The sequence below is a fragment of the Rhizobium sp. 01L419 genome (assembly GCF_056400025.1).
Genome location: NZ_JBFTSM010000019.1, coordinates 13197 through 27168 on the forward strand (window position 1 = coordinate 13197; position 13972 = coordinate 27168).

The window sequence follows — 13972 nt, forward strand, 5'->3', positions numbered from 1 at the left end:
GCCCTGGACCGTCTATCATCGCGGCCGCCTTCCTGACCAACGGCGTGCGCATTTCGTCAGGGCGTCAGCGGCTCCCGTTCATCAGGATATTTTCGTCTGGCTACAGCGAGCGAAGCTCTGTTCGCCGGCGACCAATGTCGTCCGGGCCGGTTCAATTTGCTCGTCGCCCTCCCGTGCTCTTAGCCAATATCGGGCTGCTTTATAGCGGCACGCCCGGCGATACGATCTTTGTTGCAGCGGGCGTTCTTACATCCGGTGTTTCTGCTGACGCGGATCTTCAAACGAGACAACGCCCGACAAGCTACTTGCATGATGCAAGTGACTTCTGTAGTGACTTGCATCATGCAACGAACAAGTTTCGCCAACTTCAAATGCCCGGCAGCTCGCGCGCTTGACAGTGTCGGCGACTGGTGGAGCGTGATGATCCTTCGCGACGCCTTTCATGGGCTGATGCGTTTCGACGAATTCCAAAAGAGTCTCGGCATTGCGCCGAACATCCTGACGCGACGGCTCGCGCATCTGATCGATGAAGGACTGTTCGAGAAGCGCCTCTATAGTGAGCGCCCTGCCCGCTATGAATATGTGCTGACCGACAAGGGACGCGATTTCTTTCCCGTTCTGATGGCCCTGTTTTCCTGGGGGCGCCGACATGCACCCGAAGACGATCTCGCCTTCCTGCTCGGCAATGCCGCCTCCGGCGAGGAACGCCGGCCCATCCTGGTGGATGCAAGGAGCGGCGAAGAACTGAAACCCGAAAACACCTGCCTGCTGCCGGGACCGGCCGCTGACGATGGCGACCGCGAACGGATCGCCCGCATGCGCGCTTACTACCTCGGCCTCGACGCCTAGAGCAGTTCCGTTTTTCTTCGAGCAACGGGAATGCCCTATCTCTTTGTTTTTACGCAATTCCGAACGCAAAACTGCTGCGCATTTTTGCTGGAATTGCTTTAGAAAGGACAAATCCATGGAACGCATTGTTGTCACCGGTATGGGACTTGTTTCGCCGCTCGGCGTTGGCGTCGAGACGGCTTGGAATCGGCTCATCGCTGGTGGTTCCGGCCTGCGCGTGCTGCCTGAAGAGGTGGTCGGCGATCTCGCTGCCAAGGTCGGCGGAGTCGTGCCCTCCATCGAGGAGGACACCGAAGCCGGTTTCGATCCCGACCGCGCCGTTCCGCCCAAGGACCAGAAGAAGATGGACCGCTTCATCCAGTTCGCGATGATGGCGACAGACGAAGCGGTGCGCCAGGCCGGCTGGATGCCCGAGGGCGTGGATGAGCGCGAGCGGACGGCAACGATCATCGGCTCCGGCGTCGGCGGCTTTCCGGCCATCGCGGATGCCGTGCGCACAGCTGAAACGCGCGGTGTGCGGCGACTCTCGCCCTTCACCGTGCCTTCCTTCCTCGTCAATCTGGCGGCCGGTCAGGTCAGCATCCGCTACGGCTTCAAAGGGCCGCTCGGCGCACCGGTGACGGCCTGCGCGGCAAGCGTTCAGGCCATCGGCGATGCAGCCCGCCTGATCCGATCCGGCGAAGCTGATGTCGCGATCTGCGGTGGCTCGGAAGCCTGCATCGACAAGGTGAGCCTTGGCGGCTTTGCCGCGGCACGCGCACTCTCGAGCGGTTTCAACGACAGACCTGAACTGGCCTCCCGTCCGTTCGATACGGCGCGGGATGGTTTCGTGATGGGCGAAGGCGCCGGCATTCTGGTCATCGAAACTCTGGAGCATGCGCTGGCACGTGGCGCGACACCGCTTGCCGAGCTCGTCGGCTACGGCACAGCTGCCGATGCCTATCATATGACAGCCGGACCGGAGGATGGCGATGGCGCCCGCCGGGCGATGGAGGCAGCATTGCGGCAAGCGAGAATTCCGGCTTCCGAGGTCAAACATCTCAACGCCCATGCGACCTCGACACCGGTCGGCGACAGGGGCGAGATTGCCGCGATCGGCACGATTTTCGGCCGCGATGGCGGCATTGCTGTCAGTGCCACCAAATCGGCGACCGGTCATCTTCTGGGTGCAGCCGGCGGTCTCGAGGCGATCTTCACCATCCTTGCGCTGCGCAACCAGATCGCCCCGCCGACGCGCAATCTGGATACCGCAGACCCGGCTGCCGAAGGCATCGATCTCGTCGGCAAGGTGGCCCGTAAGGTGGCGATGGAATATGCGATCACCAACGGCTTCGGTTTCGGAGGCGTCAATGCCAGCGCCCTCTTCCGCCGCTGGTCCTGAGCCCCTGGGTTTTATCGGCCTCTTTCCTTGCGCGCAAAATAGCCTACACTTCGGCTGACATAGCCGGAGATGTCCCATGCGCGCTTTCCTTGCAGTGCTCGTTCTGTGTGCCGTATCCGCGATGTCAGGCATGGCTGCCCATGCCGAAGATCCGGTGCAGACGACGCAGTCGATGATCGAGGAACAGATCAGGGCGTTCCTGAAGGATGATGCCGACACGGCCTATTCCTTCGCGGCACCTGGCATCAAGGCAATGTATCCGGACAAGAACGTCTTCTTCGCCATGGTGAAGAAGAGCTACGAACCGGTCTATCATCCCGGCAACTATGCCTTCGGCCGCAACAGATCGATCGACGACGGCGCGATGGTCTATCAGGAAGTGTTGATCTCAGGCCGCGATGGCAAGGATTGGACGGCGATCTATCAGGTCGCCCGCCAGCCGGATGGAAGCTACAAGATCAACGGCGTGCAGATCGTCCCAAATGCCGACAGCAAGGGCATCTGATCAGACGGGTTCGAGGTCGCCCCTCGCCCATTCCTCTGTTGTCTCGGCCATGAAATCAGCGAAGCGGCCTTCGGCGATCGCCTTCCGGATGCCCTGCATCAGTTCCTGATAATAGTTCAGATTGTGCCAGGAGAGCAGCATGCCACCCAGCGCCTCGTTGGCGCGGACCAGGTGGTGGAGATAGGCGCGGGAATAGTCACGCGTTGCCGGGCAGTTCGACTGATCGTCGAGTGGGCGCATGTCTTCCGCATGCCGGGCATTGCGGATATTGACCTTGCCGCGGCGGGTGAAGGCGAGCCCGTGGCGGCCCGAACGGGTCGGCATTACGCAATCGAACATGTCGATACCGCGTGCCACTGATTTCAGCATATCGTCAGGCGTACCGACGCCCATCAGGTAACGTGGCTTTTCACTTGGCAGGACGGGAAGTGTCGTTTCCAGCATTCTCAACATGACATCCTGCGGCTCACCGACGGCAAGACCACCGACGGCATAGCCCTTCAGGTCGAGCTCGGCGAGCTTTTCAGCCGAGCGGACACGCAGGGCCGGTATATCGCCGCCTTGCACGATGCCGAACATCGCCTTGCCCGGCTGGTTGCCGAAAGCGACCTTGCAGCGCTCGGCCCAGCGCAGCGACATTTCCATGGCGCGCTCGATTTCCTTCGGTTCAGCCGGCAGCGCGACGCACTCATCGAGCTGCATCTGGATATCGGAGCCGAGCAAGCCCTGGATTTCTATGGAGCGTTCCGGCGACATGTGATGCAGGCTGCCGTCGACATGCGACTTGAAGGTCACGCCCTGCTCGTCGAGCTTGCGCAGGCCTGACAAAGACATGACCTGGAAACCGCCGGAATCCGTCAGGATCGGGTGTTCCCAGCGGATGAGCTTGTGCAGGCCGCCGAGGCGGGCGACGCGTTCGGCCGTCGGGCGCAGCATCAGGTGATAGGTATTGCCGAGGATGATGTCGGCACCCGTCTCGCGGACCTGATCGAGATACATTGCCTTGACCGTGCCAACGGTGCCGACCGGCATGAAGGCCGGCGTGCGGATCGTACCGCGCGGCATGGAAACTTCACCGAGGCGCGCACCGCCATCGGTCTTCTTGAGGGTGAACTGGAAGTTCTCGGTCATTTGTCTTTCCGGAAAAGAAGGCTGGCGTCGCCGTAGGAATAGAAGCGGTAGCCTGTCGAAATGGCATGTTCATAGGCCGCGTGCATGGTGTCGAAACCGGCGAAGGCCGAGACCAGCATGAAGAGCGTCGAGCGCGGCAGGTGGAAGTTCGTCATGAGGATATCGACCGCCTTGAAGCGGTAGCCGGGCGTGATGAAGATGCCGGTCGCGCCAGCCCAAGGCTTGATCTCACCGCCCTCTTCGGCAGCGCTCTCGATCAGCCGCAGCGATGTCGTGCCGACGCAGATGATGCGTCCGCCCCTCTCCCGTACGGCATTCAGCCTCGCAGCGATCTCGGCGCTGACATAGCCGCTTTCGAGATGCATCTTGTGATCGTCGGTATCGTCGGCCTTGACCGGCAGAAAGGTGCCGGCACCGACATGCAGCGTCACGAAATGCCGTTCGATACCGGCCTCGTCGAGTGCCTCGAACAGGTCAGGCGTGAAATGCAGGCCGGCGGTGGGTGCAGCGACAGCGCCCTCCTCCCGCGCATAAATGGTCTGGTAGTCGGCGCGGTCGCGTTCGTCCTCCGGACGCTTGGCGGCGATATAGGGTGGCAGCGGAATATGGCCGACGCTGGCAATCGCCTCATCGAGCGCCGGGCCGGAGAGATCGAAGGAGAGCGTCACCTCACCCGCTTCGCCCTTTTCCTCGACGGTAGCATCGAGCGAGCCGAGCATGCAGCTTTCGCCGTTATGGCCGAAGGCGATACGGTCGCCTTCCTTGATGCGTTTTCCGGGCTTGGCGAAGGCCTTCCATTTGTTGGCGCCGATACGCATGTGGAGTGTAGCCGAAACCTGCTGGCCGCCAGCGCCCTCGCGATGGCGAATGCCTTCAAGCTGGGCTGGAATGACTTTGGTATCGTTGAAGACCAGCGCATCGCCCGCCCGCAGGAAGGACGGCAGATCGGAGACCTGGTGATCGGAAAGCACTGTCTGCGCATTCGGATCGACGACGAGCAGGCGCGCGCTATCGCGCGGCTCGGCGGGCCGCAGCGCAATGCGTTCATCCGGCAGGTCGAAATCGAAGAGGTCTACGCGCATCCAGGCACTTTCAGGCAAAGCGAAACCCGCCCCGCGCTCTCGCGCCTGGGCGGGTTTCAGCAGAAATCACAATCAGACGTCGGCGGCAACCCGCAAGGAGACGATCGAATCCGGATCGGAAACGGGTTCGCCCTTCTTGATCTTGTCGATGTTGTCCATGCCTTCGATGACCTGACCCCAGACGGAATACTGCTTGTTCAGCCACGGAGCGTCGGTAAAGCAGATGAAGAACTGGGAATTTGCCGAGTTCGGGCTCTGCGAACGGGCCATCGAGCAGGTGCCGCGAACATGCGGCGTTGCGGAGAATTCAGCCTTGAGATCGTCCTTCGAAGAACCACCCATGCCGGCGCGGCCCGGGTTGAAATTCTCGCCGCCCTTCTTTCCGAACTCCACATCGCCCGTCTGCGCCATGAAGTCGGCGATGACGCGGTGGAAGACCACTCCGTCATAGGCCTTCTCGCGCGCGAGTTCCTTGATGCGCTTGACATGCTCGGGCGCGACCTGCGGCAGAAGCTGGATGACAACCTTGCCCTTGGTGGTTTCCAGAATGATGGTGTTTTCCGGATCCTTGATCTCGGCCATTGTCGTTCTCCTTCTCGTCTTGAACTTACTTCTTGCCCAGCGTGACCTTGATCATGCGGTCAGGATTGCTGACTTCGCCGTTCTGGCCTTCGCCCTTCTTGATCTTGTCGACGTTTTCCATACCGGAGACAACCTTGCCGACGACCGTGTACTGACCGTTCAGGAAGGAACCGTCTGCAAACATGATGAAGAACTGCGAGTTGGCGGAATTCGGATCCTGCGAGCGTGCCATGCCGACCGTACCGCGGACGAAGGGCGTCTTGGAAAATTCAGCCGGGAGGTCGGGTAGATCGGAACCGCCGGTGCCGGCCTGGCTCGCATCAAAGTTCTTTTCCATGTTGCCGTATTTCACGTCGCCGGTCTGGGCCATGAAGCCGGGGATAACGCGGTGGAAGGCGACATTGTCGTACTCGCCCTTCTTCACCAGCGCCTCGATCTGCGCCACGTGTTTCGGTGCGACATCAGGCATCAGTTGAATAACGACCGGGCCGCTCTTCAACTGGATGGTCACGTAGTGATCGGCAGCCTGCGCAAGAGCGTCGCCTGCGAAGGAGGCGAGATAGAGCACGCCGGCAAATGCAAGATAAAAGAGTTTCATGTGAGCTCCGTTGAGGCGATGCCGCCTTAGGCTTTGCGCTTGGATTTCAGGGCTTGCAAGACGGCGGCCGGCACGAAGGCGCTGACATCTCCACCCATGGCTGCGATCTGTCGCACCAATGTGGCGGTAATAGGCCGCGAGGCCGTGCCTGCCGGCAGAAAGATGGTCTGGATATCGGGCGCCATCTGCCGATTCATGCCGGCCATCTGCATTTCGTAGTCGAGATCAGTGCCATCGCGCAGGCCGCGGATCAGAAGGCTTGCGCCATGCTCGCGCGCGGCGTCGACCACAAGGTTATCAAAAGAGACGACGGCAATATGCCCGCTCTTTTCCGGCAGTACTTCGCCCAGCGAGGCGCGGATCAGCTCTGCCTTTTCCTCAAAAGAGAAGAGCGGCGCCTTGCCAGGGTGGATGCCGATTGCGACGATCACTTTCTCAGCGACGTTCAGCGCCTGCACCAGCACGTCGACGTGTCCATTGGTGATCGGGTCGAAGGACCCCGGATAGAAAGCTGTCGTCATATGGCCCGGCCGTTCGTTTGACGCCTTTTGTCATGGAAGCCGTCTTCCCGCAAGTTATTTAGCCTAGCTGCCAGCGCTGCTGAACGATGAATGAACGGCACGTTCAAGACCGTTTCAGATACGATCTGCTTTACTCGGGCCATCAACACAGCCGCTGCCGGTCCCGGTGGCGGTCCTCCCGGAAAGACTGAGATCATGCTGATCGTTCTTATTGCAATAGCCGTTATTTTTTCGCTGCTTACGGAGCTTTTCTACGGTTATCTCGCAGATCGGCATCAGCTCGGCTGGGTGCGCCCGGAAGTCAACGAACATGCGGCCATCATGCGTCAGCTTGGCCATATGCGCCAACCGGTTTGAATTCTGAACGGCAGATGAACACGGTATTCAAGGTCGCTTCAGATCACGGTTGTTAAACACCCCGCCAACATCCGGCGGGAACCAATTTAAGACGGATGCGTTCAATGATCGACACATATGAGATGCGGAAGCGCGGCAGGAAGGGGATTAAGATGCCTGGCAAGATCACCATGATTAACATGCTCTGGATGGTAATGATTACGGGCATGCTGACTGCCACAATCGCTCTCTATGACAATCAAAAGGTCGATGCCTCCAAGGTATATGGTCCGTTCGCTTCGGCTCGCGCCGCAAGCGTTTTCGGCCAGTACTGAGGGGCGTGAACGCAACTCCCCACAGAAAGGAACGCCACCATGTTCACGATCCTGACAGTTCTTACAGCACTCATCAGCATCATGTTCATAGTGTCCGTGACTTCGACGATTTCCGCGCTGCGCCGTGAGAGCGAGGAAGTGAAGTCGCTGAACGAGAAGCACAGCACTTTCTAGGTTCTCCTCCCGGAGCAATAACAGCGAATACAAAGCCGGATGTTCTGCGTCCGGCTTTTTCGTCAAGTCGAAGCTGTAGGGCGAAGTGCCAGACAGCCGCTCTTCCGTAGCGGCAACACAAGAATGGCGCCTCTGCCGTAGAGCGCGCGCACGTAGTCGGAGCGCTCGCTCGTCACCACGACGTAACCCCTGCCCCATCGAAGGATGGAGACACCTTCCGGCAACGCGCCGGGCCTGATACCGCGGGCACTGAAGACCATGGCGGCCGGCGCCTCGCCCGTTGCCGCAAAGACGAGCGCAAACAGCGCGAAGACTGCGGCAACGACCGCTATCGCAACGCCCGTCCTGCGTGCCAAACGTGCCATCATACCATCGCCTGCCCCATGCCTTAGAAGTCAAATATATGCTCAAGGCCGGGATCAGCAATCTGCCGTTCCCGCAGCAAAGGCGCGAGATCTGCCATTTTGACCGACAGAAGCAGGCGGTCACTGTCAAACCCGGTGCGTGGTAGGCGCGTGATCACCTCACCGGGCAGATTGTTCTGTTGCGAACCTGAGGGTACCGTCAGAGACACCATGATGTCGTCATTGCCGGCAATCTCGCGGATTGAACCGCCCGCCCTGGCGATCTTCGAAAGGATATGAGTGAAGCGGTCATATCGGGGCGTCTCGATCACGACACCATCTGCGCTTTCCGAAACGATCGATACGTCCGGTATTGCAGCAAACGCTGATGTCGGCAGCCCCGATACGACGGAGCGGATCGTCAGCTTAGCCTCACCGGTCGCGGCCACGGCATTGGCGATCATGCCGGCATAAGCGATTTTGGCATGCCATTCGCCGCCAATCGCCAACCGGCGTTCCCAGCCTCGCAGCGGCGCTTCCACGGGTGCGGCCCAAAGCCGGTCGATCCAGGGTTGGAAAGGATATTTGTACCACGGGGTCTGGCGCAGAAAGGCAGCGTAGTCGATCGCCATATCGCGGGCGACAAGATCCTGCGGCGTCTTTCCGCTGCCGCGCCAGAGCGCGAAAATTTGACCGATCGTTTCCTCGTAGGCGGCCTTCATGCCCATTTCGAGCGTGAAGCTGACGCCGATGGTGGCGATCATCATTCGGGTTTCTGTATCGGCACCACCGTGGCGGTCGGCTATCCGCATCAGCGCACAGTCGGCCACCCAGAAATCCTTCACGCTGGAAAGATAGCCGAAGCCATGTTCATCACCCGTCTTCAGGGTCTCGGCCAGGCCGTCATAAGCGTAGACGATATGCCATTCCGGATAGGTTAGATAGGTATTCGCCTCCTGCCGCCGGAATTCGGGATCCGATATCAGCGGCAGGTAATTATCCGCTTCAGGATCGGCATGGCAGAAGGTTTCGACATAGGCAGCGGGGCTCAGCAGCAGAAGGATGGCGACAACGAGAACCGCGAGCATCCAGCCGATGATTTTCAGAAACCGCCGCATCATGGCGCCTCGCGGCGGAAGATATAGCTGGACCCGATCGCGACACCGCCAAGAAAAAGATGCGGCAGGTTGGCGAGAATCTTGAACGTGATGGGTAGGTTCTGAATGCCGTAGTTGACGATACCGAGGTCGAGATAGCCCGACCCGGTGATCAGCCCAAGCAGACCATCGCCGAAATAGAGCAGGCCGAAATAGAAAAGGAAGTTTCGGGACGCACGGGCCGACAGGAACGCCGCTGTGCCCGCCCAGGCGGCAGAGGCAAGGTGCAGGCTGTCGTCGTAGATATCCAGTGCGAAGATACCGAAGGCTCGACCTTCCGCATCCGTCAGTCCCGGGATGTAATTCAACGCCGCCGCAAAGAGCAGAGCCACGGTGTAAAGCACAGCAATAAGCCGAAGCCTGGACATGCAAATCCTCCTAGAGGCTTCCGAGATAACGATTCCAGAAATGATTGCGGAAAATTAGACCGGGATCCAGCCGGCGCTTGGCCACTGCAAACTCCGGGGCGCGCGGATAAGCACGGATAAACTGATCCTGCCGGGCATGCGGCCGGTACGGCAGATAGTAACTGCCGCCAATATCAAGCACGCGCTCGATCAGCGCTTCGGTCATCCTCTGCATATCGGCCTCGCCTCTGACGGTCTTTTCCTGAGAGAAGAGCATGACGGCGGCAATGCGAGGCTCCGTAGCGTAAGCCAGTACGCTGTCGCGGTCTGTATTCACGTAGCGCAGCGTAATGTTGAGGAGCTGCTGGTAGGACGCCGGAATGACATCCCGGCAGGCCGCAACGAAATCGGCAAAGCGCGATGGCGAAACGAAATATTCGTGCAGGATGTCGGTGCGGAAGGGAGTGCGATCATCGAGCGTGATGACGGGTTCGTTCATCAAGCTGTTGCGTGTCGACTGCGCTGATATCGACGGATTGACGACAGCCTCGGTCCACCAGCGAAGATGTTTGGCCGTATCCCAACCGAGCTGTGCTCGGAAGATTTCACGCGAAACGTGGCTGATGAAACCGGAGCCGGAGGCCGGAGGAATATTCGCCTGGTCAGCAGCGGCGCGATAGGTGATCAGCAGCGCATCTTCAAAAAAGCGGTCGAGCGAAATATCCATACGGCCGTAAGCCATATTGATCGAGCCGTCGCTCGCCAACAGCTCGGCAAAACGCCGTCCGAGATCCTCTCCTGCCAGATGTTCAAAGGTCGGCTGCAACAGCACGTTTGGCACCATATCGAGCTCGAGTTCGGTAATGACTCCGAAAAGGCCATACCCGCCCATGGCGTGATTGAAGAGTTCGGCATTCTCACTCCGCGAGCAGGTCAGCAGATTGCCGTCCGCCGTCATCATACTGATGGAGCGGACTGTGCTGCCGCACGCGCTGAAGGGAACCGGCCAGCCATGGGCGTTGACCGAAAAGGTGCTGGCAACGCCGAAGTCATTGTTGGACTGCATGACGGCGGGCGAAAAGCCTATCGCATCGAGCTTGGAGATGATCGTCGACCAGCGCGTGCCGGCGGCGACACGATAAGTCTTGGCGGCCGTATCCGCCTCCAGCCAATCCTGATCCAGCGTCAGAGCCGTACCGTTTTCGGCGAGGCTCTGGCCGCCCATCGAATGGCGTGCGGCGCTGGCGATGAAGGGCCTGTTGGCCTTGACCGCCTCGGCAAGTGCCGTGCGCACCTGGCCGATCATCGCCTCCTGCGGCGGCTCCTTCACCGTCAGATGTGCGGCGACCCGCGTCGGCGTCAGCTCTCCCGCATCATTAAGAATGGTCGTTGGGTCTTCGAGGGGAGGTTCCGCTGGAAAGGCCGGTCCCGGATCGCTTTGCGGCTGAAGCAGGAAACGCCCCGCCGCAACACCGGCTGCGGCCGAAATACCGGCGAGCACCCCGCGCCTTGTCCACTTGCCCATAACATTCCCCCTCCGGACGAATCGGCAAGTCCTTCATAGCGCAATAAAAAACCGGGCGGCAGAGGCCGCCCGGTCTGCAATGAGAAAGTGCTGAATTATTCAGCCGATGGGGTTTCGTCGGCTTCGCCCGCAGCAGGAGCTTCGCCTTCGGAAACGGCAGCTTCGTCACCGTTTTCCGCCGTCTCTTCCTCTTCCGGCTCGCTGATACGCTCGACGGAAACGACCTTCTCATCCTTGGCGGTCGAGAAGATCGTGACGCCCTTGGTCGCGCGGCTGGCGATGCGGATGCCGCCAACAGGCACGCGGATCAACTGGCCGCCATCGGAGACGAGCATGATCTGATCGCCGTCGTCGATCGGGAATGCGGCGACGAGTTCGCCGATTTCACCTGTCTTCGACGTATCGGTAGCGCGAATGCCCTTGCCGCCGCGGCCGGAGATACGGAAGTCATAAGAAGACGACCGCTTGCCGAAGCCCTTTTCCGAAACCGTCAGCACGAATTGCTCGCGTGCCTTCAGCTCTTCATAACGCTCGTCGGAAAGCTGTCCCTCTTCGGTGACTTCTTCACCGACCAGGGCAATATCTTCTTCATCCACACCCGTTGCACGACGTTCGACGGCAGAGCGCTTCAGATAGGCAGCGCGCTCCCACGGCTCGGCGTCGACATGGCCGACGATCGTCATCGAGATGATGCGGTCGCCATCCCCGAGATTGATACCGCGCACACCGATGGAGTTGCGGCCGGCAAAGACGCGGACATCATCGACGGAGAAGCGGATGCACTGGCCGAGCGCGGTCGTCAGCAGGACGTCGTCCTGATCGGTGCAGGTCTCGACGGAGAGGATTTCGTCGCCCTCCTCGTCCAGCTTCATGGCGATCTTGCCGTTGCGGTTCACCTGGACGAAGTCCGACAGCTTGTTGCGGCGGACCGTACCACGCGTCGTCGAGAACATGACGTCGAGGTTGTCCCAGCTGTCTTCGTCCTCAGGCAACGGCAGGATGGTGGTGATGCGCTCGCCTGACGCCAGCGGCAGCATATTGATCAACGCCTTGCCGCGAGAAGTCGGCGTGCCGATCGGCAGACGCCAGACCTTTTCCTTGTAGACGATACCACGCGAGGAGAAGAACAGAACCGGCGTATGGGTATTGACCACGAATAGCCGGCTAACGAAATCCTCGTCACGGGTGGTCATGCCCGAGCGGCCCTTGCCGCCGCGGCGCTGTGCGCGGTAGGTCGCGAGCGGCACGCGCTTGATGTAACCGAGGTGCGAGACGGTCACGACCATGTCTTCGCGGGCGATGAGGTCCTCATCATCCATCTCGAGACCACCATCGATGATCTCGGTGCGACGCGGCGTGCCGAACTCGTCGCGGACCGCGGTCAGCTCGTCCTTGACGATCGTCTGGATGCGGACGCGCGACGACAGGATATCGAGATAGTCTTTGATTTCCTCGCCTATCTTATTGAGTTCATCACCGATTTCGTCGCGGCCGAGGGCCGTCAGGCGGGCAAGGCGGAGCTCGAGGATCGCGCGGGCCTGCTCTTCCGAGAGATTGTAGGTCAGGTCCTCGTTGATGCGATGACGCGGGTCATCGATCAGGCGGATCAGACTTTCGACATCTTCCGCCGGCCAGCGGCGGGTCATCAGTTCTTCGCGGGCCGACTGCGGGTCGGGCGCCTGACGGATGACGCGGATGACCTCATCGATATTGGCGACGGCAATTGCCAGACCGACCAAGACGTGCGCGCGTTCACGCGCCTTGCGAAGCAGGAATTTGGTTCTCCGGCTAACGACTTCCTCCCGGAAGGAGACGAAGGCGCGGAGCATGTCGAGCAACGTCAGCTGTTCCGGCTTGCCGCCGTTCAGCGCCACCATGTTGCAACCGAAGGAGGTCTGCAGGGGCGTGTAGCGGTAAAGCTGATTCAGGATGACGTCGGCATTGGCATCGCGCTTCAGCTCGACGACAACGCGGTAGCCCTGACGGTCGGACTCGTCGCGCAGATCGGAAATGCCTTCGATGCGCTTCTCGCGCACCAGCTCGGCCATCTTCTCGATCATCGTCGCCTTGTTCACCTGATAGGGAATTTCGGTGATGATGATCTGTTCGCGATCGCCGCGCATCGGCTCGATGGCGGCAACGCCGCGCATGATGACGGAACCGCGGCCGGTTTCATAGGCCGAACGGATGCCGGCGCGGCCGAGGATCTTGGCGCCGGTCGGGAAATCCGGACCTGGAATGATCTGCATCAGGTCCGGCAGCTCGATCGCCGGATCGTTGATCAGCGCAATGCAGCCGTCGATGACCTCAGACAGGTTGTGCGGCGGAATATTGGTCGCCATGCCGACGGCGATGCCGCCAGCGCCGTTGACCAGCAAGTTCGGGAACTTCGCGGGCACGACCATCGGCTCGGAGAGCGTGCCGTCATAGTTGTCGCGGAAATCGACCGTTTCCTTGTCGAGGTCGTCGAGCAACGAATGGGCGGCCTTCTGCAGGCGGCATTCGGTGTAACGTTCGGCCGCCGGCGGGTCACCGTCGACGGAGCCGAAATTACCCTGGCCATCGATCAGCGGCAGGCGCAGCGACCAATGCTGCGCCATGCGGGCGAGCGCGTCATAGATCGCAGCGTTGCCGTGCGGATGGTATTTACCCATCACGTCACCGGTGACGCGGGCGCATTTGACGTATTTCTTGTTCCAGTCGATGCCGAGTTCGGACATGCCGTAGAGAATGCGCCGGTGCACGGGCTTGAGGCCGTCACGCACGTCGGGAAGCGCGCGGGACACGATTACGCTCATCGCGTAATCGAGGTACGACCTCTGCATTTCCTCTATAATGGAGATGGGCTCGATGCCTGGCGGGAGCTTCCCGCCGCCGGGGGGTGTTTGCTCAGTCAAAACGGTTCACGTTCTCTTCTAGAATCACTTGAAGATTTATAGCGGAAAGCCTGTTCCCGCGCCAATTTAGCCAGGGGTTTTGAACAGGCTTTTGCGGTCGAAAGAGGGCAAATCGCGCCATTTGCCCGTGGGTAGGAGACAATCAGCGACCATGCATTTGCCAAATCGGAAGCCGCACATCACAATCATCAAAAACAAGCATCTATAT

At 60.2% G+C, this 13972-nt stretch carries 16 protein-coding genes and 1 pseudogene; 7 read left to right on the forward strand and 10 right to left on the reverse strand.

Annotation, left to right across the window (positions count from 1 at the left end; translation table 11 throughout):
- Positions 1-14: 14 nt before the first annotated feature.
- From AC1DUP_RS29345 to AC1DUP_RS29360, 4 genes and pseudogenes are all read left to right on the forward strand, one after another.
- Positions 15-288, forward strand: a pseudogene (locus AC1DUP_RS29345) (hypothetical protein); the annotation flags it as partial.
- A 54-nt stretch (positions 289-342) separates the two neighbouring features.
- Positions 343-849 (forward strand): winged helix-turn-helix transcriptional regulator, encoded by a 507-nt coding sequence (locus AC1DUP_RS29350; protein ID WP_115036488.1) that lies wholly within the window; start codon positions 343-345, stop codon positions 847-849.
- A gap of 115 nt (positions 850-964) precedes the next feature.
- Complete coding sequence (gene fabF / locus AC1DUP_RS29355; protein WP_115035081.1) at positions 965-2230, forward strand: beta-ketoacyl-ACP synthase II; 1266 nt, start codon at positions 965-967, stop codon at positions 2228-2230.
- Positions 2231-2306: 76 nt separating this feature from the next.
- Positions 2307-2735, forward strand: a complete 429-nt coding sequence (locus AC1DUP_RS29360; protein ID WP_113295538.1) for a DUF4864 domain-containing protein — start codon at positions 2307-2309, stop codon at positions 2733-2735.
- Here the strand turns inward: AC1DUP_RS29360 and tgt are convergent, their stop codons facing one another.
- From tgt to coaD, 5 genes are all read right to left on the reverse strand, one after another.
- Positions 2736-3866: a tRNA guanosine(34) transglycosylase Tgt gene (tgt, locus tag AC1DUP_RS29365; RefSeq protein WP_113310091.1), complete on the reverse strand. Its 1131-nt coding sequence runs from the start codon at positions 3864-3866 to the stop codon at positions 2736-2738.
- On the reverse strand, positions 3863-4948 hold the full coding sequence (queA, locus tag AC1DUP_RS29370; RefSeq protein ID WP_477836223.1) for a tRNA preQ1(34) S-adenosylmethionine ribosyltransferase-isomerase QueA: 1086 nt from the start codon (positions 4946-4948) through the stop codon (positions 3863-3865). Before queA ends, tgt begins: the two co-directional genes overlap by 4 nt.
- A 72-nt stretch (positions 4949-5020) precedes the next feature.
- Positions 5021-5530: a peptidylprolyl isomerase gene (locus tag AC1DUP_RS29375; protein ID WP_113295541.1), complete on the reverse strand. Its 510-nt coding sequence runs from the start codon at positions 5528-5530 to the stop codon at positions 5021-5023.
- A 25-nt stretch (positions 5531-5555) separates the two neighbouring features.
- On the reverse strand, positions 5556-6128 hold the full coding sequence (locus AC1DUP_RS29380; RefSeq protein ID WP_113510278.1) for a peptidylprolyl isomerase: 573 nt from the start codon (positions 6126-6128) through the stop codon (positions 5556-5558).
- Between the two features lie 26 nt (positions 6129-6154).
- On the reverse strand, positions 6155-6649 hold the full coding sequence (coaD, locus tag AC1DUP_RS29385; RefSeq protein WP_113295543.1) for a pantetheine-phosphate adenylyltransferase: 495 nt from the start codon (positions 6647-6649) through the stop codon (positions 6155-6157).
- A 90-nt stretch (positions 6650-6739) separates the two neighbouring features.
- On the opposite strand from coaD, the gene AC1DUP_RS29390 reads away from it, so the two are divergent.
- The 3 genes from AC1DUP_RS29390 (at position 6740) to AC1DUP_RS29400 (ending at position 7494) form a co-directional block, all read left to right on the forward strand.
- Positions 6740-7006, forward strand: a complete 267-nt coding sequence (locus AC1DUP_RS29390) for a hypothetical protein (RefSeq protein ID WP_113310094.1) — start codon at positions 6740-6742, stop codon at positions 7004-7006.
- Between the two features lie 104 nt (positions 7007-7110).
- Complete coding sequence (locus AC1DUP_RS29395) at positions 7111-7320, forward strand: hypothetical protein (protein ID WP_477836364.1); 210 nt, start codon at positions 7111-7113, stop codon at positions 7318-7320.
- A gap of 39 nt (positions 7321-7359) precedes the next feature.
- On the forward strand, positions 7360-7494 hold the full coding sequence (locus AC1DUP_RS29400; protein ID WP_477836226.1) for a hypothetical protein: 135 nt from the start codon (positions 7360-7362) through the stop codon (positions 7492-7494).
- Between the two features lie 62 nt (positions 7495-7556).
- Here the strand turns inward: AC1DUP_RS29400 and AC1DUP_RS29405 are convergent, their stop codons facing one another.
- From AC1DUP_RS29405 to gyrA, 5 genes are all read right to left on the reverse strand, one after another.
- The gene (locus AC1DUP_RS29405) at positions 7557-7859 is read right to left on the reverse strand and encodes a hypothetical protein (protein WP_477836228.1); all 303 of its coding nucleotides are present in this window, start codon (positions 7857-7859) and stop codon (positions 7557-7559) included.
- A 23-nt stretch (positions 7860-7882) separates the two neighbouring features.
- On the reverse strand, positions 7883-8959 hold the full coding sequence (locus AC1DUP_RS29410) for a hypothetical protein (protein WP_477836230.1): 1077 nt from the start codon (positions 8957-8959) through the stop codon (positions 7883-7885).
- Positions 8956-9363 carry a hypothetical protein gene (locus AC1DUP_RS29415; RefSeq protein WP_477836232.1) on the reverse strand — a complete coding sequence of 136 codons (408 nt, stop codon included), beginning with the start codon at positions 9361-9363 and terminating at the stop codon, positions 8956-8958. The genes AC1DUP_RS29410 and AC1DUP_RS29415 overlap by 4 nt, the downstream gene beginning before the upstream one ends.
- Positions 9364-9373: 10 nt before the next feature.
- The gene (locus AC1DUP_RS29420) at positions 9374-10867 is read right to left on the reverse strand and encodes an FAD-binding oxidoreductase (RefSeq protein WP_477836234.1); all 1494 of its coding nucleotides are present in this window, start codon (positions 10865-10867) and stop codon (positions 9374-9376) included.
- A gap of 95 nt (positions 10868-10962) precedes the next feature.
- Positions 10963-13764: a DNA gyrase subunit A gene (gene gyrA, locus AC1DUP_RS29425; protein ID WP_477836236.1), complete on the reverse strand. Its 2802-nt coding sequence runs from the start codon at positions 13762-13764 to the stop codon at positions 10963-10965.
- Positions 13765-13972 lie beyond the last annotated feature (208 nt).